Raw genomic sequence first — 23,718 nt, forward strand, 5'->3', positions numbered from 1 at the left:
TCCAGCGCCGATGGTACTGCACCGGGGACGGTGTGGGAGAGTAGGACACCGCCGGACAATCTTTAATCCGAAGGCCCTCACCAGTTTGGTGGGGGCCTTCGACGTTTCCAGGGGGAAATTCTTGGGCCCGGCCGTGGTGGCCGGGCTTTCGTCGTTTCGCGGGGAAGTTTCGAGGCCGGCGAATGACGGCAAGGTGTTGATGTTTCACCGAGTCTGCCCTGGTGCCGGGCTTTTGGTGTCCCTCCAGGAGGTATCTAGCCTGGCATCCGTGCTGGGCTTGCGTGTCTCGGAGGCCGTGAGTTCAGCTGAGCTTTGGTGCTTCACGGGCAAGTGTCCCGTCTGCCCAGGAGCCGGGCTTTGATGTTCAGGGTCAAGTATCGGGCCTGCCCACGCGCTGAGCTTTGACGTTTCTCAAGGAGGTATCACGCCCGGCTCTCGCGCCGGGCTTTCGTGCTTCTGAGGCCGTTAGTTCAGCTGGGGAATGGCCGACCGTTCGTTTCGGGGGCTACATTGATGCCCACGATGTCCCCCCGTCGTGTGGTTCTTCCCCTCCTCGTCGCCCTGGCGCTGGTGCCAGGTGCGTTGTCGCATGATGTCCCCCGGGCAGTCGTGTCGGCGCCTGCTCCCGTCAAGGTGGCCGCCAGTGCGCAGGTGTGGCCCGAACCCAAACCCGTACCGAGAACAGAGCCGGTGGATCCTCCCGTCGACGCGAAGAAGCTCAACAAAGCGGTGCGGCGTTATCTCGCGAAGCGGCCAGGGAGGACATCCATCACCGTCGAGGATCTGGAGGCCAAGAGGGTCTTCCGGTTCAACTCACGGGAGGTTCTGCCCACGGCCAGTGTCGCGAAGGTCGACATTCTCATGGCGCTGCTCCTGGAGGAGCGCTGGGACGGGCTGCCGAAGAGCGTCAGAGCGGACGCGGGGATCATGATCCGCGTCAGTGACAACAAAGCGGCCGATCGGCTCTGGGAGCGGATCGGCCGCGAAGGTGGCCTCACCTCGGCCAACAGGACGTTCGGGCTCAAGCGGACGACCGCGGTGCCCGGGATGTGCGTCGACCTCTACTGCTGGGGGATCACCCGGACCACCACTGATGACCAGGTCCGGTTGCTGAAGTATCTGCCCGAGCTCGACGACGGTGCGGTCGTGACAAGGCTGATGCGTCAGGTCGTACGGGAACAGAAGTGGGGGGTGAGCGCGGGGGCCTGTGCCGGTGAGCGGGTCGCGCTCAAGAACGGCTGGTTGAAGCATGTGGCCAACGACCTGTGGGCGATCACGAGCGTGGGTCTGGTCGCTGATCGTTACGCGGTGGCCGTCCTGACGGAGGACAACGCGACCAGCGAGGCCGGGATCGCCAAGGTCGAGGGCCTGGTGAAGACGGTCCTCGCGGGCTTCCACCGGTGTGGTGACCGGGCTAGGGGGTGACGAGGCGGTAGCCGACCCCCCTTACGGTCTGGATGAGTTTGTCGTCGTCGTCGCCGAGGCGGGCGCGCAGGCGTTTCACGTGGACGGCGATGGTGTTGGTGGACATCGCGTCCGAGGAGTGCCAGACGTGCCGCATGATCTGCTCGCGGGTCACGGTGCGGTCGGCGTTGCGCATGAGGTAATGCAGCAACTCGAACTCGCGCAGGGGCAGGTGGACGATACGGCCGCCCACCTTCACCTGATAGGCCGTGACGTCGAGGGCGACGTCGCCGATGGTCAGGACGGTCCGCTGAATGCCCTGCCGGCGGAACGCAGCGTGGACGAGCGGAAGCAGTTCGGGTACACGGTACGGCCGGGCGACACATGCCGTCGCTCCGGCCGCGAGTGCTTCCATGGCCTGTTCCGCGAATCCCTCACCGACGCCCAGCAGGACCGGGACGGCTCGTGCCAGGCGTACTGCCCGCACGAAGTCGACCGGTCCGATGATGGGCAGTGACGCACTGATGAGGACGGCGTCCGGGCGTAGTGCTCCAGCCTGGAGCAACGCCTGGGCGCCGTCGAACACACCGGTGACGTCGATTCCCTCTGATACGAGTTCGTGTGTCAGGTTCTCGACCAGGGTGCTGTCGGGGTCGGCGACCAACAGCATCGGTGCGGATCGAGTTTCCCCGTCCACCCGGTCCTCCCCAATGTGTCGGATCAGCCGAAGCGCCCGGTGATGTAGTCTTCGGTCGCCTTCTGCGTCGGGCTGGTGAAGATCTTGGTGGTTTCGTCCATCTCGATCAGCTTGCCCGGCTGGCCCTGAGCGGCCAGGTTGAAGAAGGCGGTCTTGTCACTGACGCGAGCGGCCTGCTGCATGTTGTGGGTGACGATGACGATCGTGAACTCCTGCTTGAGCTTGGAGATCAGGTCTTCGATCGCCAGGGTCGAGATGGGGTCGAGCGCCGAACAGGGCTCGTCCATCAGGAGGACCTGGGGCTTGACCGCGATCGCGCGGGCGATGCACAGACGCTGCTGCTGTCCGCCCGACAGGCCCGCACCGGGCTTGTTCAGCCGGTCCTTGACCTCGTTCCACAGGTTGGCGCCCTTGAGCGAGTCCTCGACGATGCCTTCGAGCTCGTTCTTGGAGTAGCGGTGGTTCAGGCGCAGGCCCGCGGCCACGTTGTCGAAGATCGACATCGTGGGGAACGGGTTGGGGCGCTGGAACACCATGCCGATGGTGCGGCGGACCGACACCGGGTCGACGTCGGGGCCGTAGAGGTCCTGGTCCTCCATGCGGATCTTGCCCTCGACGCGGGCGCCGGGGATGACCTCGTGCATGCGGTTGAGGGTGCGCAGGAAGGTCGACTTGCCACAGCCGGACGGGCCGATGAAGGCCGTCACCGCTCGGGCGTCGATGGTCATGTTGATGTCCTCGATGGCCTTGTGACCACCGTAGTAGGCATCGACGCTGGTGACCTCGATCTGTTTGGCCATGACGATTACCTCTTCCTCGCGGGCGAGCGCCAGTAGGTGATGAGGCGCGCGGCCAGGTTGAGCAGCATGATGATGATGATCAGCGTGAGCGCGCCGGCCCAGGCGCGGTCGATCGCGGTGTCGTTCGGCCGGGACGACTGGCCGAAGACGTACAGCGGCAGACCCATCTGCGGCCCGTTGAACGGGTCGTTGTTGATGGAGTCGGTGTAGAAGACCGTCAGCAGCAGCGGCGCGGTCTCACCGGCGACACGGGCGACGGCCAGCATGACGCCGGTCACGATGCCGGTGAAGGCGGTGGGCAGCACGACCTTGACGATGGTGCGCCACTTGGGCACGCCCAGCGCGTAGGAGGCCTCGCGCAGCTCGTTGGGGACGAGCAGCAGCATCTCCTCGGCGGCCCGGACGACCGTGGGCAGCATCAGGATCGCCAGGGCCAGCGCGCCGGCGAAGCCGGAGAACGGCATGCCCAGGATGAGGATCCAGAAGGCCAGGACGAACAGACCCGAGACGACCGACGGGACACCGGTCATGATGTCGACGAAGAAGCTGATCGACCGCTTGAGGCGGCCGTTCGCGCCGTATTCGACCAGGTAGACCGCGGTGAGCAGACCGATCGGGACGGCCATGAGCGAGGCCAGGGCGACCTGCTCCAGGGTGCCGATGATCGCGTGGTAGGCGCCGCCTCCGGCGTCCCTGGCCCCAATGTTGCGCATCGAGTGGGTCAGGAACTCCATGTCGAGACGGGCCGCGCCGTTGGCGACGACCAGCCACAGCACCGAGACGAGCGGGACCAGCGCGATGGCGAACGACAGATAGACAAGGAACTGAACGCCCTTGTCCTTGAACCGGCGGCTGCCGGAGATGCGCTGGATTTCGGGGGTGACGGCACTCACGCGGCGGCCCTCGCGTATTCCTTGCGGCGGGAGATGACCCAGCGGGCGGCCATGTTCACCAGCAGGGTGATGATGAACAGCACCAGACCGGAGGCGATCAGGGCGCCACGGCCGATGTCGTTGGCCTCGCCGAAGCCGTTGGCGATGTTGGCCGCGATGCTGTTGCCGTTGGCGCTGAGGATCTCGAAGCTGATGGTGAACGTGGCGGGGAAGATCAGGGCGACCGCGATGGTCTCACCCATGGCCCGGCCGAGGCCGAGCATGGCGGCGCTGATGACGCCGGGGCGTCCGAACGGCAGAACGCTCATCCGGATCATTTCCCACCGGGTCGCGCCGAGGGCGAGAGCGGCCTCCTCCTGGAGCTTGGGGGCCTGGAGGAAGACTTCCCGGGAGATGGCCGCGATGATCGGCAGGATCATGATGGCCAGCACGAGCGAACCGACGAGCATCGACCGGCCGACCACCTGGTCGCCGCCGAAGATCGGGATCCAGCCGAAGTAGTCGTTCAGGAACTTCGAGGGCCCGACCATGAAGGGCACGAGGAAGATGATGCCCCACAGGCCGTACACGACCGAGGGGACGGCCGCGAGCAGGTCGATGACGTAGCCGAGGGCCGAGGCCAGCCGGCGCGGGGCGTAGTGGGAGATGAAGAGGGCGACCCCGATCGCGATCGGCGTGGCGATGATCAGCGCGAGGAAGGAGCTGATCACCGTGCCGAAGGCGAGGGCGGCGATGCCGAACTTCGGCTCGGAGGCGTTGGCGTTCCACGTCAGCTCGCCGAGGAACGACGCGGTGTTCGCCTGGAGTGCGGGGATGGCCCGCGCGATCAGGAAGACCGCGATGGCCGCCATGATCACGAGGAGCAGGATGCCCGCACCGGTCGATGCGAATCGGAAGGGGCCGTCGCCCCGGCTGCGCCGGAAGGCGGACCGGCTCTGGGGAGCCGACCCGCCTTCGCGCGTTTGCGTGGAGGTCGCCATTGGTTAGGCGATGGCCTCAACCGCGGTACGGACCTTGGCGACCAGGCTGGCCGGCAGCGGCGCGTAGCCGAGGTCGGTCAGCACCTGCTGGCCTTCGGCCGAAGCGGTGTAGGTGAGGAAGCCCTTGACGAGGGGGAGCTCCTCGGGGGAGAGGCCCTTCTCGCAGGTGATCTCGTAGGTCACCAGGACGATCGGGTAGGCGCCCGCGGCCGAGGTGGCGTAGTCGATCTTCAGCTTGAGGTCGTTGCCGGTGCCCTCGACGGTGGCGGCCTCGACGGTCAGGCCGGCGCTCTCGGGGGTCAGCTCGACGAACTCACCCGAGCCGTTGGCGACCTTGGACTTCTGCAGCGAGGAGTTCTCGGCGTACGAGAGCTCGACGTAGGAGATGGCGCCCTCGGTCGACTTGACCGAAGCGGCGATCTGGTCGGAGCCCTTGGCGCCCTGGCCCTTGGCCTCGGCCGGCCACGCCTTGCCCGGCTCGTACGGCCACTCGGCCGTGGCGGCCAGGAACTTGGTGAAGTTGTCGCTGGTGCCCGACTCGTCCGAGCGGTGGAACGCCTGGATGTCGGTCGAGGGCAGCGTGGCGTCGGGGTTGTCGGCCTTGATCGCGGCGTCGTCCCACTTGGTGATCTTGCTGTTGAAGATGCCACCGATGGTCTTCGGCGAGAGCTGGAGGCCGTCGACACCCGGGAGGTTGTAGACCACGGCGACCGGGCCGACGACCATGGGCAGGTTGATGGCCTTGCCGGTGGCGCAACGGGCGTCGGCCTGAGCCGGCTCGTCTTCCTTGAGGGCGGAGTCGGAACCGGCGAACGCGACGGTGCCGGCGATGAACGCCTGCACGCCGGCGCCCGAGCCGCTCGGCTGGTAGTTGATGCTCACACCGGAGTTGGCGCCCTGGAACGCCTTCTTCCACTCGTCGATGGCGTTGGCCTGAGCCGACGAACCGGCGGCGTTGATGGTGCCGCTGAGGGCGGCGTCACCCGTGGTGGCGGGAGCAGTGGTGCCCGCCGCCGGAGCGGTGGTCTCGCTGGCGCCAGTGTTGTCGTCGGTCCCACACGCGGCGAGCGACAGCACGCCGGCGATGGCGGCTACGGCGAGCCGGCCTGCATACTTCACGGCTGAATCCTCCTGATTGTTTCTTCAACAACCGGGAGGCTAGGGGCCGAAGGTGACCTGGCGACCGGACGAAGGTGAACGAAGAATGAACGGGTCGGGTCCCCTTTGCTCAGGTCTCGACAGATAACGGCCAGGTCACAGGCTAGTTGCGGCGTTAATCAAATCCTCTCTGGACCGGTCTAGTAAGTGCTGGTCGCGCGCAACCGGTCGTCGAAGTCGCGGACCAGCAGAGACGGCGGGCCCTCGTAGTCGCGGCGGAAGCGCCGCACCCGGTGCAGGACCCTCTCGGACGAGTAGACGACCCCCGCCTTGAGCGCCTCTCCCGCGAGGGAGAAGGCCTCGTCGACCTCACCGGCCATCCGGCGGGCGGTGGCGACCTCGAGCATCAGCAGCGCCTGCTGCTTGGCGGCCGGGCGGACGGAGACGAGCGATTCGGCGAAGGCCGACACCGCGTCGTGGGGGCGGCCCAGCCGGACCATCACCAGCGCGCGGTATCCGGCGAGCTTGCCGGGATCGAAAGGGAAGACCCACGGCCAAGGCGGGGCCTTCTGGCGTTCGCTCTGCGCGACGGCGATCTCGGCGTCGCGCAGGCAGTGGAGCGCGGCCATGACGTCGCGCTTGCCCGCGTGGCCGAGCGCCTCGATGCAGGCGAGCCAGGCCCGCGCGGTGGCCGGGGGGTTGCTCCCCGCCACGGCCCTGGCCTGGGCGACCATCGACAGCCCGAGCACCGGGTCGTCGTGGTCGATCTCGAAGGCGGCCAGGCTGCCGAGCATGTAGGACTCGAGCAGGCCGTGTTCGGCCCGCCGGGCCGAGTCGACCGCGAACCGGTAGAACATGCGGGCGGTCCCGATGTCCTGCATGTCGGCGTGTAACCAGGCGGCGAACCCGGCGGCCTCGCTGACGGTCGGGCAGACCTCCACCGCGAACGGCGTCTCGGCCGACCGGGCGAGGGCCCGTTTGGTGAGCTCGACGTGGGCGACCGCGCCGCGCGCGAGTTCCCTGGCGGGGGTCTCGGCCTCCAGCCGGCGCTGGGCGCCGGTGATCGCGGCGAGGGAGCTCGCGGTCGTCTCGTCGGCCGATCGGTAGGAGATGGACGGCGCCACGGGCATCGCGGCCAGGAAGGCTATCTTGCTGAAGTCGCGGCGTTTCGTGGGATCCTCACCCCCCGCGTCGCCGATGCGGAGCAGATACTGGGGGATGCCGACCTGACGCGCGAGGTCGCGGATCTGGTCGACGGTGAGCGACTGGCGCCCCCTGAGCACCTTGGAAACCCAGCTCTGGGAGTAGCCGAGATGCTCGGCGAGCTGGCCCTGCGTCCATCCGCGAACGGATCGGACCTGATCGAGAATCGTCGCCATGTCGCACTCGGCGAGGGCGTTGGCGACCGGCGGCCGGGCCCAGAAGTCCGGCGGCAGACCGTTTCCGTCATGACCCATGACGGTAAGTTACGCCCATTCTCCGCGTCACGCTGGAATTCGCCTGACGAATATCGCGATTTCTGATGGTGGTGGCGTATTCCACGGGATCGGCCCAGGTCGTGAGGATCACGGCATGGATGCCCCCACCAAGACAGTCTCCCGTGGAAAGGTCATGACCACCTATCACGGCCCGCACGTGCCGAGCCATCCCGATCCGGACGCCAGGCCGCTGACCTGGCGTCCGGGGGCGCGGTGGACCGATCGCGAGCGGATCAGGGCCCATTCGTGCTCGTGCCGGGGAGTGGTCTTCGAATTCGTCGGCGCGGCCGGGCAATATTTCATTCGCCGTACAACATTGCAGTCGCAGATCATCGAGGAGACCGAGCGGATGGTCTCCTCCCGGGCCGAACAGCTCTGGGCGGACCTTTTCTCCGGAAAAGTCTATTAAGCGAGTTTTTTCAGCACGTCGGTGTGCAGAAGTCCGTTCGAGCACACCATGCTCCCGCTGTCGAGCGGCGGGGTGCCGTCCACGCCGGTGCACGCACCGCCGGCCTCTTCCACGATCACGGTGAGCGCGGCCATGTCCCATGGCGACAGTTCCGGTTCGGCCGAGACGTCCACCGCACCTTCGGCCACCATCATGTGGGACCAGAAGTCGCCGTAGGCCCGCGTCCGCCACACACTGCGCGTCAGATCGAGGATGTTGCCCAGCTTCTCCTGCTTCTCCCAGCCGCTCAGGCTGGAGTAGGAGAACGAGGCGTCGTCCAGCTTGGCGACCGACGACACCCGGCAGCGGGTGGCCTTGGTCAGGCTCTTGCCGGTGAACGCACCACCGTCGCGGGCCGCCCACCAGCGCCGGCTGAGCGCGGGGGCCGAGACGCATCCGACGACCACCTGCCCCTCTTCCATGAGGGCGATCAGGGTCGCCCACACGGGCACGCCACGCACGAAGTTCTTGGTCCCGTCGATGGGGTCGATGATCCAGGAACGCTGGCCGTAGCCCGTTTTGCCGAACTCCTCGCCAATGACGGCATCGCGGGGGCGAGCCCGGCGCAGGGTGCCCCTGATCGCCTCTTCGACCGCCCGGTCGGCGTCGCTGACCGGGGTCAGGTCGGGCTTGGTCTCGACCGCCAGATCGACCGCCTTGAAGCGGCGCATGGTGATGTCGTCGGCCGCGTCGGCCATCACGTGCGCGAGTCGCAGATCATCGTTGTAAGCCGTCACAGATCACACGCTAGCGGTATCAGTCGCGATTTCAGCAGACCTGGAACGGCTCTGGACCCTACCGGCTAGTAACATGCCGTCCATGACCACTTTCGACACGGGGGCCCTGTTCCTGCAGAGCGTTCCCTTCGCGCGCACCCTCGGCGTGTCTTTCGACTCCGTCGATTCCGGTACGGCTGTCGCCCGCCTCGCCGACCGGCCCGACCTGCACAACCACGTCGGCGGACCGCACGCGGGAGTGGTGTTCTCCCTGGCCGAGTCGGCCTCGGGGGCGGCCATGCTGTCGCTGTTCGGGGACACCCTCGACCGGGCGACGCCGTTGGCCACGGTGGCGCGGGTGGCGTACCGGAAACTGGCTCTGGGGGATCTGACCGCCGAAGCGGTCGTGCGGGCCGAGCGCGACGCGGTGCTGGCGGAACTTTCGGAGGGGCGGCGGCCGGAGTTCGCGGTCGAGGTGACGGTACGCAATTCCGAGGGCGTCACCGTCGCCGAGGTCACCGTGGAGTGGACGCTGCGGCCCAACCGCTAGTCGTCGTCGGGCGTGCCCTCGCGGCTGGTCAGCAGCCGGCGCAGTGAGGTGAGCCGGGCGGGGTCGCCGTGGCCCTCGGCCACGAAACGGTCGAGGGCGCAGTCGTTGCCCAGGTGGGTGCAGCCCTTGGGGCAGTCGACCGCGGCCTCGTTGAAGTCGGGGAAGGCGACCAGCACGTTGTCGATCTCGACGTGGCCGAGCCCGAAGCTGCGCACGCCCGGGGTGTCGATGATCCAGCCGCCCTCGGGCAGTTCCAGCGCCACGGCCGAGGTGGACGTGTGGCGGCCCCGGCCGGTGACCGCGTTGACGTGGGAGACCGCCCGGCCCGCCGTCGGCACCAGCGCGTTGACCAGCGTCGACTTGCCCACACCCGAATGGCCGACCAGCACGCTCACCCGGCCGGTGAGGTGGTCGCGCAGTTCGTCGAGTTCGCCGCCGCGCTGGACCACGACGTGGTCGACGCCGAGCGGCTCGTAGAGCGAGATGAGCTCGTCGGGCTTGGCCAGGTCGGCCTTGGTGAGGCAGAGCAGCGGGTCGATGTCGGCGTCGAACGCCGCCACCAGGAGCCGGTCGATCATGCGTGGCCGGGGCGGCGGATCGGCCAGCGCGGTCACGATGACGAGCTGGTCGGCGTTGGCCACGACCGGGCGCTCGACCTCGTCGTAGTCTTCTGCGCTGCGCCGCAGCATCGAGCGGCGTTCCTCACGGCGGACGATCCGGGCCAGCGAGTCGGGCTTGCCGGACACGTCTCCCACGAGGGCCACGTGGTCGCCGACCACGATGCCCTTGCGCCCGAGCTCACGGGCCTTCATCGCGGTGACCACCGTCGACTTGCCCCTGGCGAGGATGTCGCGGCCGGTCAGGACGGTGTAGCGGCCCCGGTCGACGGCGACGACGAACCCCGGCACGGCCTCTTCGTGGGCAGGCCGGAGCCGGGTGCGCGGCCGGGAACCCTTGCCCGGCCGGACCCTGACGTCGTCTTCGTCGTATTCGCGCTTTCTCAGGACGCGTCTCCGCGCAGCATCGCCGCCCACATCGTGGCGAACTCGGGCAGGGTCTTGGCGGTCGTGGCGATGTTCTCGACCTCGACGCCGGGCACGGCCAGGCCGATGACGGCACCGGCGGTGGCCATGCGGTGGTCGTCGTAGCTGTGGAAGACGCCCTGGTGCAGCGGCTTGGGCCGGATCTCCAGCCCGTCGTCGGTCTCCCGGGCGTCGCCGCCCAGGCGGTTGATCTCGGTGGCGAGCGCGGTGATGCGGTCGGTCTCGTGACCCCGGATGTGCGCCACGCCCCGGATGCGGGTCGGCGAGTCGGCCAAGGCGGCGATGGCCACGATGGTCGGGGTCAGCTCGGCCTCGTCGCGCAGGTCGACGTCGACACCCTTGATGGAACCGCCGTGGACGGTCAGGCCCTCGGCCGTCAGCTCGACCCGGGCACCCATGTCGGTGAGCAGCTCGCGCAGCCGGTCGCCCGGCTGGGTGGTCTCGGCCGGCCAGTGGGGGATCGTCACCGAACCGCCGGTGACCATCGCGGCGGCGAAGAACGGCGCCGCGTTCGACAGGTCGGGCTCAACGGTGAAGTCGGTGGCCGCGATCGGGCCGGGCAGCACCCGCCACACGTATCGCTCGGAGTCGTCGACCTCGACCCCCCGGGCCCGGAGCATCTGCACGGTCATCGCGATGTGCGGCATCGAGGGCACCGGCGGCCCGACGTGGCGGACCGTCACGCCCTTCGGGAACCGCGCCGCCGCCAGCATGAGCCCGGAGACGAACTGCGAGGAACCCGACGCGTCGACGGTCACCTCGCCACCGGTGATCGGGCCGCGGATCGTGAACGGCAGCCGGTCGCCGTCGACGTGGGCGCCCAGACCGCGCAGGGCGTCGAGGATGGTGCCCATCGGGCGCTTGCGGGCGTGGGGGTCGCCGTCGAAGGAGACCTCGCCGTCGGCCAGCGCCGCGACCGGCGGCAGGAAGCGCATGACGGTTCCGGCCAGGCCACAGTCGATGTGGCCGCCGCCGGTGATCGGCCCGGGAGTCATCTCCCAGTCGGAGGAGGAGACGTTTTCGTTAAAAGGCGTCATCCCGGTGCCGAGAGTGCGGAGGCCTTCGGCCATCAGGTCGGCGTCGCGGCTGCGCAGCGCCAGGCGGACCCGCCCGGGACCCTCGGCCAGCGCGGCCAGCGGCAGGGCGCGGTTGGTCACGGACTTGGAGCCCGGCAGCGCCACGGTGGCGGTCACCGGGCCGGACACCACGGGCGCGGGCCACAACGGAACGGACATGGCGCAAGCCTATCGGGGTGGCAGTCTGGAGTGATGTGCGGAAGATACGCGTCGGCGCGCAAACGCCACGAACTGCTGGAGGAGTTCGAGGTCGAGCTCGATTCCGAGGAGGAGCTCGAACCCGACTACAACGTCGCCCCCACCAAGAACGTGTACGCGGTCATGAGCCGCGTCCCCAAGGAAGAGGGCGCCACCCGGCCGATCCGCCAGCTCAGGGTGGTCCGCTGGGGACTGGTCCCGAGCTGGGCCAAGGACCCCTCGATCGGCTCCCGCATGATCAACGCCAGGGTCGAGACGGTCGCCGAGAAGCCCGCCTTCCGCAAGGCCTTCGCGTCCCGCCGCTGCCTGCTCCCCGCCGACGGCTACTACGAGTGGATGCCGACCGACGACCGTCGCAAGCAGCCCTACTTCATCCACCCGGAAGACGGCGGCGTCCTGGCGATGGCGGGCCTGTACGAATTCTGGAAGGACCCCGAAGGCGAGTGGATCTGCACCTGCACGGTGATCACCCAGGACGCCGAAGACCGCCTGGGCCACATCCACGACCGCATGCCCATGCTGATCGCCAGGGACAGGTGGACCGAATGGCTCGACCCCGGGGTTTCGGACGCCTCCGAACTCCTCGTTCCGGCCTCGTCGGCGAGGTTGGTCGCCTACCCGGTCGACCCGGCGGTGGGGAACGTCCGCAACAACGGCGAGCGGCTCATCTCCCCACTTCAGGACAGTGGTGACACCAATCACTTGTTCTGAGTGGCGCCGGGTGTAAGGAATGCGGGGAGCGGGCATCCGCTGATAAAGCCGGGAGACCGGGGACTCCCGGCCGCGTCCCCCACTTCCCGGAGGTGCGGATTCGTGGAATCTGCGGCTGCGCGCATGCGCCTGGAGATGATGCTCGACGACGTGGACCGGTCCATCGGGGTTCTGACAACCGACCCCTCTGCCGAAATCACCCTCACCGACGCCGACCGAAACCAGGCCATGATCGAGGCGGCGAACCGGCACCGCCGAGCGGTGGTCGCCGCGCTGTCCCGGCTCGACGCCGGGACCTACGGCCGCTGCGTCGACTGCCACGTCGCGGTGCCCGAGGGCCGGCTGGAGGCCCGGCCCGAGGCGGCCCGCTGCATCGGCTGCCAGTCGAGGCGCGAGAGACGCCGCTAGTTCAGGGGCTTGCGCCCGCTCGCGACGAGGTGGATGCCGACGGTGTCGTCGTCGTCGGGGTGGGCGTCGAGCTCGGTCGTGACCAGCCACGACAGCGACCGCCCGTCGCTGCCCAGCACGTGGTCGACCGTCGAGGGCGACAGGACGGTGCGGGGGCGTACCCACTCGACCTCGAGGCCCGCGCCGGCGAGCAGGTCGCGGAGCTGGGCCGAGGAGAAGCAGCGGGTGATGCTGCCGTCGGGCCAGGGCACCAGCATGACCTCGCCGGTCTGGCGCAGGTGGGCCCAGTAGTTCTGCTCGGCCAGGATCGCCATGCCGAGCACGAGCGAGTCGACGCACACCAGCACCCGCCCGCCCGGCTTGAGCACCCGGGTCACGTCGGCCAGCGCCGACTCGGCCATGATCTCGACCGACAGGGCGCGCTCCTCGGCGACCACGGCGTCGACGCTGCCGTCGGGGAGAAAGGCCAGATCGTCGGCGCGCACCTTGTGGATGAGGTCGGAGGCCTCGCGGAGCCACGGCTCGGCGGCGGGGCGGCGGAAGTCGAGCACCTCGACCACGCGGTGACCGGCGCGGGCGGCCTGGGCGGGCCAGCGGCCGCGTCCACCGGAAAGATCCAGCAGCAAACTCGGCTTTTCGGGCAGCCACCTGCGCAACTGCTCGGCGACCACCGCGTGGTAAAAGGTCCAGTAAGGCCCGAGGTTTCCTGTGCCGTTGAGTTCATTGGCCGGAATGGGCAGCACGAGCGGCTCCTGGACGTTGACGTTCTCAGAAGAAGGACCTGGTGGTGGCGGTGTCACTACCAGCCGGTACGTAGCTTTTTCCCCGGATAAGGCATTGCGTACCTTGTCCGGGAACAGACTCTACGCCGCCGCGGTTGACGATGGGCATGAACGCGTTGCTGGTGAGGCCGGAAACCCCGGCCTATGCCGTCCCGGTATCCTCTGATGCGATACGCATCTATGAGGGGGTGGGTCCGGTCTCCAAGACAGCCGAGGAGACTCTGGAGCAGCGCAGTGAGCGGTTCGAACGGGATGTCATGCCCTATCTCGACCAGCTCTACTCCGCCGCGCTCCGGATGACCCGCAATCCCGCCGACGCGGAGGATCTCCTTCAGGAGACCTTCGCGAAGGCCTTCGCGTCGTTCCACCAGTTCCAGGTGGGCACCAACCTGAAGGCCTGGCTCTATCGCATCCTGACCAACACCTTCATCAACAGCTACCGGAAGAAGCAGCGCGAGCCGAAGCAGGCCGGCACCGAGGAGATCGAAGACTGGCAGCTCGCGAGGGCCGAGTCTCACACCTCCAGCGGGCTGAAGTCGGCCGAGCTCGAGGCGCTCGAACACCTTCCCGACAGCGATGTGAAGGACGCCCTGGCGGCGTTGCCCGAGGATTTCCGCATCGCGGTCTATCTGGCCGACGTCGAGGGATTCCCCTACAAGGAGATCGCCGACATCATGGGGACCCCCATCGGGACCGTGATGTCGCGCCTCCACCGCGGCCGCAGGCAACTGCGCTCGCAGCTCGAAGACTACGCGCGCGAGCGCGGGCTTGTGCGATCGGAGGAGGGCGCATGAGCTGTGGTGACCACCACGACACCGACTGTAGTGAGGTGCTCGACCGGGTCTACACCTTTCTCGACGGCGAACTCGACGAGAACTGGTGTGGCGACATCCGGCAGCACCTTGACGAGTGCGATCCCTGCCTGCGGGAATACGGGCTCGACAAAGTCGTGAAGCAGCTCGTGGCCAAGCACTGCGGTGAGGATCCGGTTCCCGACGACCTGCGGGCCAAGATCCGCCTCCGCATAGATCAGGTGCGATCCGAACTCGTGGAATAGCCTGCTGGCCATGCGGATTCTGGTCACCGGCGGTGCGGGTTTCATCGGTTCCAACCTCGTCGATCGGCTGCTCGCCGACGGCCACGAGGTGATCGTGGTCGACGACCTGTCGTCGGGGGCCAACCGGGCGGCGCGGGCCGAGTTCCACGAGCTCGACGTGCGCGACCCCGCTCTGGCCGAGGTCGCGGGCGGGGCCGAGGTGATCGTCCACCTGGCCGCGCAGATCTCGGTGCGCAACAGCGTCGCCGATCCGCTCAACGACGCGCGCGTCAACGTCGAGGGCACCCTCAACGTGCTCGAGGCGGCCCGCCACGCGCGGGTGCGCAAGGTCGTCTTCGCGTCGTCGGTGGCGCGATACGGGCGTCCCCCCACCATTCCGGTGCCCGGGAACACCCCGGCGCGGCCGATGTCGCCCTATGCCGCCTCCAAGGTGAGCGCCGAGGCCTATCTGTCGGCCTACCAGGGGCTCTACGGCATCGAATACACCACGCTGGTGCTGTCGAACGTCTTCGGGCCGCGCCAGTCGCCCGGGGGTGAGGCCGGGGTGGTGGCGATCTTCACCGACGCCCTGCTCGGCGGCCGTCCGACCGTGCTGTTCGGCGACGGTTCCCAGACGCGCGACTACGTCTACGTCGACGACGTGGTCGACGCCTTCACCCGCGCGTGCGGCCCTCGGGGCAACGGCGGGATCTTCAACATCGGCACCGGCGTGCAGACCTCCGACCGCGCGCTGCACGGTTTCATCGCCGCCGCCGCCGGGGTTCCCGACGAGCCCGACCTCGCGCCCGCCCGGCTGGGCGACCTGCCGGCGATGGCGGTCGACCCCGCGCCGGCGTTCGAGGGGCTCGGCTGGCGGCCCGAACACGACCTCGCGTCCGCGGTCAAACTCACGGTGGATTGGGTCCGCAACTCACAGTGATGAGTTGATTACGGTTTGGCGACAACCCGGTGGGCCGCCTGTCCGCTGGGTAGCCTGATGGCGCACATCAATGTGGAGGCGGCGCATGTTGACAGACGCGCCTTCTTTGAGGGATGGCCGCTTTGCGCGAACTGCCGTGGCCGGCGAAGATCTACTTCGTCCTGTGCATTGGGGCGGCCGGAATCCTGCTCCTCCGGAGCGGGCAAGCATATGAAACGCTCGACTGGAGTTCGACTCTCGTTCTGGCGCTGCTCTTCCTCGTCTGCGAGTCGGTCCCGACCCAGCTGAGCGTGCGGCAGGCCGCGATGTCGGTCTCGTTCTCCGCCGCGCTCGCCGCCGTGGTGCTGGTCGGCCCCGAGGGCGCCGCCGTCGTCACCGCGACGGCGATCTTCTCTGTACGACCTGGGCTCCCCACCGTCAAACGGCTGTTCAACGGGGCCCAGTTCGTCATCTGCGGCTACACCGCCGGAGAGGTCTTCAAGCTGGCCACGGGGATCCCCGGGCTGCCCCGCCGCACCGACTTCCCCGAGATCATCCTGCCCTACGGCGCCGCTACCACCGTGTTCGTGGCGCTCAACTTCGTCTTGACCGCGCTGATCCTGGCGCTGGCCGAGGGCGTGGGCAAGCGGCAGGTCCCGGTGCCCGACGTGGCGCAGTTCCTGCTCTCCTATCTCGGCTACGCCACCTTCGGCCTCCTCATCGCCGGTCTGTGGGCCACGATCCAGTCGATCTCGGCCGTGCTGGTGCTGCTGCCGCTGTTCGTCGCCCGCTGGGCGCTCGGGCAGTATCACGCGCAGCAGCGCTCCTACGAGGCCACCATCGCCGCCCTCTGCCAGGCCGTGGAGACCAAAGACTGGTACACCCGGGGCCACTGCACCCGCGTGTCGGCCGCCTCGTCGATGATCGCCGAGGAGATCGGCATGGGCACCGAACGCCTCCACGCCATCCGCTACGCCGGGATGCTCCACGACGTGGGCAAGCTGGGCGTACCGACCAAGGTCCTGCAGAAGGACGGCAAGCTGACCGAAGAGGAGTTCGCCGCGATCCAGCTCCACCCCATGCGGGGCCTGGAGATCGTGCGCGGCATCGGCTTCCTCGACGAGGCGTTCGCCGGGATCATGCACCACCACGAGAAATACGACGGCCGGGGCTACCCGATGGGCCTGGCCGGGGCCGAGATCCCCGAGTTCGCCCGGATCATCGCGGTCGCCGACGCCTTCGACTCGATGACCTCCGACCGCTCCTACCGCAAGGCCAAACCGCAGGACGAAGCGGTCGCCGAGCTGCGCCGGGGGTCCGGCACCCAGTTCGACCCGATCATGGTGGGGGCGTTCATCCGGGCGCTCGACCGCGACGGGTGGAACCCGCCCGCGAGCGTGCCGGCGCCCAGCGGGATGCCGGTCGTGACCGCCGCCAAAGACCACGACGACCCGACCACACCCATCCAGGTGGTGTCCGACCGATGACGAGCGAGACCCGGGGCATGCAGGGCCTCGATTCGGGGCAACTCCTGCTGATCTGCGCCGGGGGGATGCTCGCGGTCGCCGGGATCTCCCACACCGCCGCCGTCGGGCTGGTCGCCTCGCAGGTCGCGATCGGGTTCGGCGCGCTGATCGCCTGCGGCGAGCTGGCCCGGCTGACCATGCCGGGCAACCGCGAGGTCGCCCCGATCAGCACCGCCTCGGCGTTCGGCTACGCGCTGCTGCTCTACGTCGGCGGGGTGCCCGCGGAACACTCGGCGCTGCAGGTCGTCGCCGTCACGGCGGTCGGCATGATCGCCGGTGGGCTGCCGCACCTGGCGGTCGGGCGGGCGCCCCGGCTCGACGCGCTGGCCCGGCGGCTCATCTGCGCCTCGCTGCTGGCGTTCGCGTTCCGGCCGTTCGCCGACATCCTGCGCCCGCCGCCGGGCGGTGCCTGGTGGGTGGCGCTGCTGGTGATGGTGCTGCTCATCGGGGTCGCCATCGCCGTCGACGTCGTGGTGGCGGGCCTGCTGCGGGCCGAGCAGGTGCGCACCGCCTTTTCCGTCGCCGTACGCGACGAGGCGCGGATGGCCGCGCCGCTCAGCGCCGCAGTGTCGGCCAGCGGCATCCTGCTCGCGCTCGCCCTGCACAGCATGGAGCTGACCGCCCTGCTGGCCTTCGCCGCACCGCTGCTCGTCACCCAGGTGGCCTTCCGCAAATACGCGGGCATCAGGGCGACGTACCTGCAGACGATCCGCGCGCTCGCCCGGGTCACCGAGGTCGGCGGCTACGTCGAGCCCGGCCACTCGCGCCGGGTCAGCCGCCTGGCCGTGGCCATCGGCCGCGACCTCGGCATGGCCGAACCCGAGCTCCTCGAACTCGAATACGCCGCCCTCATGCACGACATCGGACAACTCAGCCTCACCGACCCGATCCCCGGCGGTGCGACCGTGCTGACCGACCCCGAGCAGGCCCGGCGCATCGCCGAACTCGGCGCCGAGGTCATCCGCAAGACCGGGGTGCTCAACCAGGTCGCCGACATCGTGCGCCGCCAGTGCGACCCCCTGGAAGAGCGTCCGCCGCTGGCCAGCCGCATCATCAGGGCCGCCAACGCCTACGACGACCTCGTCAGCGGATCGACCAACCGCGACCGCGCCGCGGCCGCACTCGAACGCCTGCGGCTCGACGGAGGCGCCCAATACGACCCCGATGTGGTCGAGGCCATGGCGACCGTCATCGACCGTCTCGTACCGGTCAATCGGCTCTGACAATTGTGGGCTTCCTACAGTTTGAGCCGTGACGATCAGTGCTCATGGGTGCACGGCCAGGGACGATCCGGGTCGTAGGGTTGGCTGCGTGTTCGAGTCAGTCTTGGTCGCCAATCGCGGCGAAATCGCCCGCAGGATCATCCGGACCCTCAACGAGATGGGGATCAGATCGATCGCCGTCCACTCCGAGGCCGATGCCGACCTGCCCTTCGTTCGTGAGGCCAGCGAGTCGGTGAACATCGGCCCGGCCAACCCGGCGCAGAGTTACCTCGACCAGGCCCAGGTCCTCGCGGCCGCCCGCGCCACCGGCGCCCAGGCGATCCACCCCGGCTACGGCTTCTTCTCCGAGAACGCCGAGTTCGCCCGCGCCGTCATGGCCGCCGGGCTCACGTGGATCGGCCCCTCGCCCGAGGCCATCGTCCAGATGGGCGACAAGATCAACGCCCGTAACCTCATGGAGGCCGCCGGCGTGCCGGTCGCCGCGGGCACCCGCGAGCCGGTCACCACGATCGACGAGGCCACCAAGGCCGCCGCGAAGATCGGCTACCCGGTCATGGTGAAGACCGCCGGTGGCGGCGGCGGCATCGGCATGGGCGTCGCCCACGAGGAAGACGGCCTCGCCAAGGCCTTCGACCAGGCCTCCCGCGCCGCGGCCCGCTTCGGCGGCACCGCCGCGATCCTGCTCGAGCGCTACATCGAGCGCGCCCGCCACGTCGAGGTGCAGATCCTCGGCCTCAACGACGGCCGCGTGCTGGCCCTGGGCGAGCGCGACTGCTCGGTGCAGCGCCGCCACCAGAAGGTCGTCGAAGAGTCGCCGTCCCCGGGCATCACCCCCGAGCTGCGCGACCGCATGCTCGCGGCGGCGGCCCGCGCGGGCGCGGCGGTCAACTACCGCGGCGCCGGCACCGTCGAGTGCCTCGTCGACGCCGACGCGCAGGACTTCGTGTTCCTGGAGATGAACACCCGCCTCCAGGTCGAACACCCCGTCACCGAGCTCGTCACCGGCGTCGACCTCGTCGCCGCCCAGCTCCGCATCGCCGCCGGAGAAGACGTCGAGATCGACGCCGTCCCGCGCGGCCACGCCATCGAGTTCCGGGTGTACGCCGAAGACCCCAAGCGCTTCCTGCCCGGCCCCGGCCACGTCACCGAATGGGTGGAGCCGTCCGGCGAGGGCGTCCGCGTCGACTCGGGCTACGAGGCCGGCAACACGGTCACCCCCTTCTACGACCCGCTGATGGCCAAACTCTGCGTCTACGGCGCCACCCGCGCGGAAGCGGTTGAACGCGCCAAGGCCGCCGTCGCGGGCTTCCGGATCGCCGGGCCCAAGCACAACCTGCCGTTCTGCGCCGAACTCCTCGATCACCCCGAGTTCGTCAGCGGCGACTATGACACCGGCCTGGTGTCCCGCATGAGATCGTGATCGTGAACGACTGAGGGTTATATAGGGAGACTGCGGTGGCTGAGGTACGCGCGGAGATGGTGGCGAACGTCTGGAAGGTCGTCGTCGCCGAAGGTGAGACGGTGTCCGACGGAGACACCCTGGTCATCCTGGAGTCCATGAAGATGGAGATCCCGGTCATCGCCGAAGACGAGGGCGTGGTCGCCATCAAGGTCGCCGAGGGCGACGTGGTGCAGGAAGGCGACCTGATCGCCGTCATCGAATAGTGCGTGAGAGGAACTTCTCGCGGTCGACCACGACCCGCTCGATCACGCCGGTGGCGACGACCGAGCCGTCGCGGTGGGCCGCGGTGAAGGAGAAGACCAGGCGGCGCCCCTCGACCTCGACCAGTTCGGCCGAGATCTCGACGTGGGCGCCCAGCCCGCTCGCCGCCAGGTGCTGGAGTTCGACCCGCACCCCGACCGAGGTCTGCTCGTGCGTGAGCTCCCCGCCGATCGCCTCGCAGGTGAGCCCCTCGGCCAGCGCCAGCAGTCGCGGCGTGGCCAGCACCGGCACGTCTCCGCTGCCGACGCGCTCGGCGGTGTCACTCTTCTCCACCATGATCAATCGATTGGCCCGCAGTCCGGGCGTGAGCGCCATGGTGGGATGCTAGTAGCTCGACCATCGCAACCCATCGAAAGGCAAGACGTGGACCTTTACTGCGACCACTGCGGGGGCCTTTCCGATGACGGCGACCACGGGTCCTGCCAGGGCGCCCGCCAGATGGAGCCGCCTCGCTACTGCGCCAAGTGCCGCCGCCGCATGACCGTTCAGGTGACGCCCACCGGCTGGTCGGCGCGCTGTTCTCAACACGGGCTGACAGCAGCCTGAACCAAACCTGTGTTCTGACCGTTATGGTGAGGGATTCCTGGGAGATCTGGGCTTACCGGTCCTTTGTGCCGGTGCCCGCTAGACTTCCGGCACGACAGTGGTCAGTGACATAGGGGGTATCCGGGGGCATGGTTGCCCAAGGGACGACGCTGGCCGGGCGCTACCGATTGGACCAGCGCATCGGCGCTGGCGGAATGGGCGAGGTGTGGCGCGGGGAAGACACCGTCCTCGCGCGTACGGTCGCCGTCAAGGTACTGCTCCCGGGCCGTCTCGACGACCCCGGATTCGGGGCGCGCTTCCAGGGTGAGGCGAGGGCCATGGCCCTCATCAACCACCCCGGTGTGGTCGACGTCTACGACTACGGCGTCACCGACGTCCCCGGCGACGGGCCGACCGCCTACCTGGTGATGAAGTTCGTCGACGGCGAGCCGCTCGACGGTCTGCTCCAGCGGATAGGGCGCATCAGGCCCGAAGCCGTGATGGAGCTCATCGGCCAGGCCGCGGCGGCGATACAGGCCGTCCACGACCGGGGCATCGTGCACCGCGACGTGAAGCCGGGCAACCTGCTCGTGCAGGTCGACGGCACGCTCGTGCTCACCGACTTCGGCATCGCGCGCTCCGACGCCGCGAGCCGGCTGACCGACGCCGGCATGGTGCTCGGCACCGCCGCCTACTGCGCGCCCGAACAGGCCGAGGGCGAGCCGGTGACCCCGGCGGTCGACATCTACGCCCTCGGCGTGGTCGCCTACGAGTGCCTGGCCGGTCGCCGCCCGTTCGACGGCGACACCCCGGTCACGATCGCGCTCAAGCACATCCGCGAGCAACCACCACCGCTGCCGGCCGACATCCCGCCGCACATCCGCCACGTGGTGGAACGCGCCCTGTCGAAGTCGCCCGCCGACCGCTGGCCGACCGCGATGGCGATGAGCCAGGCGGCCCGGCAGGCCGCCAACCCCAACGCCTCCCTGACCCAGCCCAACCCGGCCCAGACCGGCGCGGGCGCGTTCCCGAAGACGGGCGACTGGTACGAACCCCCGGCGACCGGCGCCTACGCGCCGACGGGCAACTACCCGGCCACCGGCAACTACCCGGCGACGGGCAACTTCCCCTCGACCGGCAGCTACCGCACCACGGCGGCCACGCCGGAGATGGCCGGTACGGGCGGACGGCGCAAGCAGAACAAGAGCAAGCGCGGCCTGACGATCGCGGCCATCGTGGCGGGCGTGTTCGCCTCGGCGGGCATCGGCTGGGCGGGCGTGAGCCTCATCGGCGCCACCGACGAACCGAATCCGTCGAGCACACCGGTGATGCAGGGGGCCGTGACGGAGGACACTCCCACCGTGACCCCGTCGACGAAGAGGCCTCCGAAGAAAACTCCGACGCCGACGCCCGAGGTCTCCAAGCCGCCGGTGACCGAGGAGCCGTCCGAGGAGCCCTCGAAGGAGCCGACGCCGACGCCGAAGCCGAGCCCGTCGAAGTCGCCCAAGCCGACGCCCACGCCGCCCAAGGAGACCAAGGCGGTGCCGTCGCTCTGGAAGAAGTCCGCCCAGGCGGCCGAGCAGACGCTGCTCCAGGCCGGGTTCCAGGGCAACTTCCAGACCCAGGGCGACTCCGGTCTCGGCTGCACCGAGGTGTTCAAGCAGGAGCCGCAGGCCAACACGCAGGCGGCGGTCGGGTCGACGGTGACCGTGTACGTGAAGCGGGTGGCCTGTCCGGCGCCGCCCTCTCCCTCACCGTCACCGTCTCCCACGGCGGCGTCGACGGGTGCGACGACGGGCTAGACCCCGGTGGTGCTGCGCGGGTAGGCGATCTCGGGGTCGGTGGCGATGTTCACCATGTAGGGCACGCCCGAGTCGAACGCCCGCTTCAGCGCGGGGCCGATCTCGCTCGGCTTGGTGACGAGTTCGCCGCCCCCGCCGAGGGCCGTGACGACCTGGTCGTAGCGGCACTGGGGCTGGAGGTCGGCGGCGACGTCGTAGCCGTACAGCATCTGCATGGGGTGTTTCTCCAGGCCCCACATGCCGTTGTTGCCGCAGACCATGACGACGGGCAGTTTGTGGCGGACGAGGGTGTCGACGTCCATCAGCGAGAAACCGGCGGCGCCGTCGCCGAGCAGGAGCACGACCTGCGACGACGGGCGGGCCAGCCGGGCGGCGATCGAGTAGCCGAGGCCGGTGCCCAGGCAGCCGTAGGGGCCGGGGTCGAGCCAGTTGCCGGGCCGCCTGGGCTCGACGTATTTGCCAGCGTAGGAGACGAAGTCGCCGCCGTCGCCGATGACCACGGCGTCGTCGGCCAGCTGGCGGTTGAGCTCGCCGTAGATGCGCATCGGATGGATCGGGTCGCTGTCGGCGGCCAGCAGTTCGGCGTCTCCGATGATGGCCGCCGCCGTGGCCTCGGCCAGCTTGGTGAGCCACTGCTCGCGCGGCTTGACGCTCGCGGTGCGGCACGCGGCGGCCAGGCCCCAGAACAGCAGCGACAGGTCACCGGCGGCCGAACCGGCCAGGCCGGTGTGGGTGGCGAGCTGCGAGGCGGCGTCGGCCAGGTGGACGACCCGGGCCAGCGGCGACCCGTCCTTTCCGCCGAACCAGCCGTAGTTGAGCCGGAAGTCGAGCGGGGTGCCCGCCACGATCACGAGGTCGGCCTGGGCGAACGCCAGCCCGCGCGCGCGGGTCACCAGCAGTTCGTGTCCCGACGGCAGGATGCCCCGGCCCTGGCCGTTGGGCACCACCGGGAGCCGGAACTCCTCGGCGAAGTCGCGGGCGGCCTCTTCGGCACGATCCATCCACACGTCGGAGCCGATCACCAGCATCGGGCGCTCGGCCTCGGCGATCAGCGCCGCGATGGCGGCCAGATGGTCGGTGTCGGGCTCCAGCGGGGACGGCGCCAGCGTCTCGGTCTCGACCGAAGGGGAGGGCGAGAACAGGTGGTCCATGTAGAAGTCGAGGAACACCGGGCCCCGGTGGGGGGCGAGCGCGGTGCGGAAGGCCATCTCGACGTCCTGGCCGACGGCGTCGGCGCCCGAGCCGGTGAACGCGAGCTTGGTGATCGAGTCGAAGAGCGGCGGGTGGTCCATCTCCTGGAGCGCGCCGGAGCCCCAGCGTGACTGCGGGGCCCGGCCGCCGAGGATCACGACCGGGCTGCCGTTGAAGTGGGCGGTCGCCACGCCCGACACTCCGTTGGTGATGCCGGGCCCGGCGGTGAGCACCGCGAGGCCCGGTCTGCGAGTGAGCCGCGCCGTCGCCTCGGCGGCGAAAACGGCGCTCTGCTCATGGCGTACGTCGAGGATGCGCATGTCTTCGTGGACGGCGCCGTCGTAGAGGGGGAAGACGTGGCCGCCCGAGAGGGTGAACATCGTCTCGACGCCGTATGCCTTGGAGACGCCGACAGCGACGTCGCCCGCGTGCTTGCTCATTCGTGAAACCTACCAGTCGGTTAACTAGTGGGACCTACGAGCTGCCCTGGC

The 23,718-nt window shown here is 69.1% G+C and carries 26 protein-coding genes; 14 read left to right on the plus strand and 12 right to left on the minus strand.

Features of this window, described 5'->3' with window-relative positions; genetic code table 11:
- Window positions 1-690: 690 nt before the first annotated feature.
- A complete protein-coding gene (locus ACYQ78_RS25220) occupies window positions 691-1,425 on the plus strand; it encodes a serine hydrolase (RefSeq protein ID WP_459803386.1) in 735 nt (244 codons plus the stop codon).
- Here ACYQ78_RS25220 and ACYQ78_RS25225 read toward each other — a convergent pair.
- The 6 genes from ACYQ78_RS25225 to ACYQ78_RS25250 form a co-directional block, all read right to left on the minus strand.
- Window positions 1,415-2,074, minus strand: a complete 660-nt coding sequence (locus ACYQ78_RS25225) for a response regulator transcription factor (protein ID WP_459803387.1) — start codon at window positions 2,072-2,074, stop codon at window positions 1,415-1,417. The two genes, ACYQ78_RS25220 and ACYQ78_RS25225, sit on opposite strands and share 11 nt — an antisense overlap.
- A 50-nt stretch (window positions 2,075-2,124) precedes the next feature.
- Window positions 2,125-2,901, minus strand: coding sequence for a phosphate ABC transporter ATP-binding protein PstB (pstB, locus tag ACYQ78_RS25230; protein WP_459803388.1), 777 nt, complete (start codon window positions 2,899-2,901; stop codon window positions 2,125-2,127).
- Window positions 2,902-2,906: 5 nt separating this feature from the next.
- Window positions 2,907-3,794: a phosphate ABC transporter permease PstA gene (gene pstA / locus ACYQ78_RS25235; protein ID WP_459803389.1), complete on the minus strand. Its 888-nt coding sequence runs from the start codon at window positions 3,792-3,794 to the stop codon at window positions 2,907-2,909.
- On the minus strand, window positions 3,791-4,774 hold the full coding sequence (gene pstC / locus ACYQ78_RS25240; RefSeq protein WP_459803390.1) for a phosphate ABC transporter permease subunit PstC: 984 nt from the start codon (window positions 4,772-4,774) through the stop codon (window positions 3,791-3,793). Before pstC ends, pstA begins: the two co-directional genes overlap by 4 nt.
- A 3-nt stretch (window positions 4,775-4,777) precedes the next feature.
- Window positions 4,778-5,893, minus strand: a complete 1,116-nt coding sequence (gene pstS, locus ACYQ78_RS25245; protein WP_459803391.1) for a phosphate ABC transporter substrate-binding protein PstS — start codon at window positions 5,891-5,893, stop codon at window positions 4,778-4,780.
- Between the two features lie 179 nt (window positions 5,894-6,072).
- On the minus strand, window positions 6,073-7,329 hold the full coding sequence (locus ACYQ78_RS25250) for a helix-turn-helix domain-containing protein (protein ID WP_459803392.1): 1,257 nt from the start codon (window positions 7,327-7,329) through the stop codon (window positions 6,073-6,075).
- A gap of 115 nt (window positions 7,330-7,444) precedes the next feature.
- Here ACYQ78_RS25250 and ACYQ78_RS25255 point away from each other — a divergent pair, with 115 nt between their 5' ends.
- Window positions 7,445-7,759 (plus strand): hypothetical protein, encoded by a 315-nt coding sequence (locus ACYQ78_RS25255; protein WP_459803393.1) that lies wholly within the window; start codon window positions 7,445-7,447, stop codon window positions 7,757-7,759.
- Here the strand turns inward: ACYQ78_RS25255 and hisN are convergent.
- The gene (gene hisN, locus ACYQ78_RS25260; RefSeq protein ID WP_459803394.1) at window positions 7,756-8,535 is read right to left on the minus strand and encodes a histidinol-phosphatase; all 780 of its coding nucleotides are present in this window, start codon (window positions 8,533-8,535) and stop codon (window positions 7,756-7,758) included. The two genes, ACYQ78_RS25255 and hisN, sit on opposite strands and share 4 nt — an antisense overlap.
- Window positions 8,536-8,617: 82 nt before the next feature.
- On the opposite strand from hisN, the gene ACYQ78_RS25265 reads away from it, so the two are divergent.
- Window positions 8,618-9,064, plus strand: coding sequence for a DUF4442 domain-containing protein (locus tag ACYQ78_RS25265; protein ID WP_459803395.1), 447 nt, complete (start codon window positions 8,618-8,620; stop codon window positions 9,062-9,064).
- Here the strand turns inward: ACYQ78_RS25265 and rsgA are convergent.
- Window positions 9,061-10,068 (minus strand): ribosome small subunit-dependent GTPase A, encoded by a 1,008-nt coding sequence (gene rsgA, locus ACYQ78_RS25270; RefSeq protein ID WP_459803791.1) that lies wholly within the window; start codon window positions 10,066-10,068, stop codon window positions 9,061-9,063. The two genes, ACYQ78_RS25265 and rsgA, sit on opposite strands and share 4 nt — an antisense overlap.
- Window positions 10,065-11,342, minus strand: coding sequence for a 3-phosphoshikimate 1-carboxyvinyltransferase (gene aroA / locus ACYQ78_RS25275; protein WP_459803396.1), 1,278 nt, complete (start codon window positions 11,340-11,342; stop codon window positions 10,065-10,067). Before aroA ends, rsgA begins: the two co-directional genes overlap by 4 nt.
- A gap of 33 nt (window positions 11,343-11,375) precedes the next feature.
- On the opposite strand from aroA, the gene ACYQ78_RS25280 reads away from it, so the two are divergent.
- Together ACYQ78_RS25280 and ACYQ78_RS25285 are read left to right on the plus strand one after the other, a co-directional pair.
- Window positions 11,376-12,092: an SOS response-associated peptidase gene (locus tag ACYQ78_RS25280; protein ID WP_459803397.1), complete on the plus strand. Its 717-nt coding sequence runs from the start codon at window positions 11,376-11,378 to the stop codon at window positions 12,090-12,092.
- Window positions 12,093-12,194: 102 nt separating this feature from the next.
- Window positions 12,195-12,500 carry a TraR/DksA family transcriptional regulator gene (locus ACYQ78_RS25285; protein ID WP_459803398.1) on the plus strand — a complete coding sequence of 102 codons (306 nt, stop codon included), beginning with the start codon at window positions 12,195-12,197 and terminating at the stop codon, window positions 12,498-12,500.
- On the opposite strand, the gene ACYQ78_RS25290 is transcribed toward ACYQ78_RS25285, so the two are convergent.
- Window positions 12,497-13,243: a class I SAM-dependent methyltransferase gene (locus ACYQ78_RS25290; protein ID WP_459803399.1), complete on the minus strand. Its 747-nt coding sequence runs from the start codon at window positions 13,241-13,243 to the stop codon at window positions 12,497-12,499. The genes ACYQ78_RS25285 and ACYQ78_RS25290 overlap by 4 nt on opposite strands.
- Before the next feature lie 227 nt (window positions 13,244-13,470).
- Here ACYQ78_RS25290 and ACYQ78_RS25295 point away from each other — a divergent pair, with 227 nt between their 5' ends.
- The 7 genes from ACYQ78_RS25295 to ACYQ78_RS25325 all read left to right on the plus strand — a co-directional run bounded on the left by ACYQ78_RS25295 (window position 13,471) and on the right by ACYQ78_RS25325 (window position 19,651).
- The gene (locus ACYQ78_RS25295) at window positions 13,471-14,076 is read left to right on the plus strand and encodes a sigma-70 family RNA polymerase sigma factor (protein WP_066362642.1); all 606 of its coding nucleotides are present in this window, start codon (window positions 13,471-13,473) and stop codon (window positions 14,074-14,076) included.
- On the plus strand, window positions 14,073-14,339 hold the full coding sequence (gene rsrA / locus ACYQ78_RS25300) for a mycothiol system anti-sigma-R factor (RefSeq protein WP_459803400.1): 267 nt from the start codon (window positions 14,073-14,075) through the stop codon (window positions 14,337-14,339). The genes ACYQ78_RS25295 and rsrA overlap by 4 nt, the downstream gene beginning before the upstream one ends.
- Window positions 14,340-14,349: 10 nt before the next feature.
- Window positions 14,350-15,258, plus strand: coding sequence for an NAD-dependent epimerase/dehydratase family protein (locus ACYQ78_RS25305; protein ID WP_459803401.1), 909 nt, complete (start codon window positions 14,350-14,352; stop codon window positions 15,256-15,258).
- A 113-nt stretch (window positions 15,259-15,371) separates the two neighbouring features.
- Window positions 15,372-16,724: an HD-GYP domain-containing protein gene (locus ACYQ78_RS25310; RefSeq protein ID WP_459803402.1), complete on the plus strand. Its 1,353-nt coding sequence runs from the start codon at window positions 15,372-15,374 to the stop codon at window positions 16,722-16,724.
- Window positions 16,721-17,986 (plus strand): HD-GYP domain-containing protein, encoded by a 1,266-nt coding sequence (locus tag ACYQ78_RS25315; protein ID WP_459803403.1) that lies wholly within the window; start codon window positions 16,721-16,723, stop codon window positions 17,984-17,986. Before ACYQ78_RS25310 ends, ACYQ78_RS25315 begins: the two co-directional genes overlap by 4 nt.
- 88 nt (window positions 17,987-18,074) lie before the next feature.
- Window positions 18,075-19,406 (plus strand): acetyl-CoA carboxylase biotin carboxylase subunit, encoded by a 1,332-nt coding sequence (locus ACYQ78_RS25320; RefSeq protein ID WP_459803404.1) that lies wholly within the window; start codon window positions 18,075-18,077, stop codon window positions 19,404-19,406.
- A gap of 35 nt (window positions 19,407-19,441) precedes the next feature.
- Window positions 19,442-19,651 carry a biotin/lipoyl-binding carrier protein gene (locus ACYQ78_RS25325; protein ID WP_459803405.1) on the plus strand — a complete coding sequence of 70 codons (210 nt, stop codon included), beginning with the start codon at window positions 19,442-19,444 and terminating at the stop codon, window positions 19,649-19,651.
- On the opposite strand, the gene ACYQ78_RS25330 is transcribed toward ACYQ78_RS25325, so the two are convergent.
- Complete coding sequence (locus ACYQ78_RS25330; protein WP_459803406.1) at window positions 19,641-20,024, minus strand: thioesterase family protein; 384 nt, start codon at window positions 20,022-20,024, stop codon at window positions 19,641-19,643. The genes ACYQ78_RS25325 and ACYQ78_RS25330 overlap by 11 nt on opposite strands.
- A 6-nt stretch (window positions 20,025-20,030) precedes the next feature.
- Here ACYQ78_RS25330 and bsaP point away from each other — a divergent pair, with 6 nt between their 5' ends.
- Both bsaP and ACYQ78_RS25340 read left to right on the plus strand, forming a co-directional pair.
- Window positions 20,031-20,255 (plus strand): biotin synthase auxiliary protein BsaP, encoded by a 225-nt coding sequence (gene bsaP / locus ACYQ78_RS25335; protein WP_459803407.1) that lies wholly within the window; start codon window positions 20,031-20,033, stop codon window positions 20,253-20,255.
- A gap of 128 nt (window positions 20,256-20,383) precedes the next feature.
- Entirely contained in the window at window positions 20,384-22,036 is a 1,653-nt protein-coding gene (locus tag ACYQ78_RS25340) for a serine/threonine protein kinase (RefSeq protein WP_459803408.1), read from the plus strand.
- Here the strand turns inward: ACYQ78_RS25340 and ACYQ78_RS25345 are convergent.
- Window positions 22,033-23,667: an acetolactate synthase gene (locus ACYQ78_RS25345; protein ID WP_459803409.1), complete on the minus strand. Its 1,635-nt coding sequence runs from the start codon at window positions 23,665-23,667 to the stop codon at window positions 22,033-22,035. The genes ACYQ78_RS25340 and ACYQ78_RS25345 overlap by 4 nt on opposite strands.
- Window positions 23,668-23,718: the final 51 nt, after the last annotated feature.

The organism is Herbidospora sp. RD11066, assembly GCF_054661255.1.

Coding starts and splice junctions, on each gene's coding strand:
- ACYQ78_RS25225 (WP_459803387.1), bottom strand. CDS start 2,074: ATGCTGTTGGTCGCCGACCCCGACAGCACCCTGGTCGAGAACCTGACA.
- pstB (WP_459803388.1), bottom strand. CDS start 2,901: ATGGCCAAACAGATCGAGGTCACCAGCGTCGATGCCTACTACGGTGGT.
- pstC (WP_459803390.1), bottom strand. CDS start 4,774: ATGGCGACCTCCACGCAAACGCGCGAAGGCGGGTCGGCTCCCCAGAGC.
- ACYQ78_RS25250 (WP_459803392.1), bottom strand. CDS start 7,329: ATGGGTCATGACGGAAACGGTCTGCCGCCGGACTTCTGGGCCCGGCCG.
- ACYQ78_RS25255 (WP_459803393.1), top strand. CDS start 7,445: ATGGATGCCCCCACCAAGACAGTCTCCCGTGGAAAGGTCATGACCACC.
- ACYQ78_RS25265 (WP_459803395.1), top strand. CDS start 8,618: ATGACCACTTTCGACACGGGGGCCCTGTTCCTGCAGAGCGTTCCCTTC.
- aroA (WP_459803396.1), bottom strand. CDS start 11,342: ATGTCCGTTCCGTTGTGGCCCGCGCCCGTGGTGTCCGGCCCGGTGACC.
- ACYQ78_RS25280 (WP_459803397.1), top strand. CDS start 11,376: ATGTGCGGAAGATACGCGTCGGCGCGCAAACGCCACGAACTGCTGGAG.
- rsrA (WP_459803400.1), top strand. CDS start 14,073: ATGAGCTGTGGTGACCACCACGACACCGACTGTAGTGAGGTGCTCGAC.
- ACYQ78_RS25305 (WP_459803401.1), top strand. CDS start 14,350: ATGCGGATTCTGGTCACCGGCGGTGCGGGTTTCATCGGTTCCAACCTC.
- ACYQ78_RS25310 (WP_459803402.1), top strand. CDS start 15,372: ATGGCCGCTTTGCGCGAACTGCCGTGGCCGGCGAAGATCTACTTCGTC.
- ACYQ78_RS25315 (WP_459803403.1), top strand. CDS start 16,721: ATGACGAGCGAGACCCGGGGCATGCAGGGCCTCGATTCGGGGCAACTC.
- ACYQ78_RS25330 (WP_459803406.1), bottom strand. CDS start 20,024: ATGGCGCTCACGCCCGGACTGCGGGCCAATCGATTGATCATGGTGGAG.
- bsaP (WP_459803407.1), top strand. CDS start 20,031: ATGCTAGTAGCTCGACCATCGCAACCCATCGAAAGGCAAGACGTGGAC.
- ACYQ78_RS25340 (WP_459803408.1), top strand. CDS start 20,384: ATGGTTGCCCAAGGGACGACGCTGGCCGGGCGCTACCGATTGGACCAG.
- ACYQ78_RS25345 (WP_459803409.1), bottom strand. CDS start 23,667: ATGAGCAAGCACGCGGGCGACGTCGCTGTCGGCGTCTCCAAGGCATAC.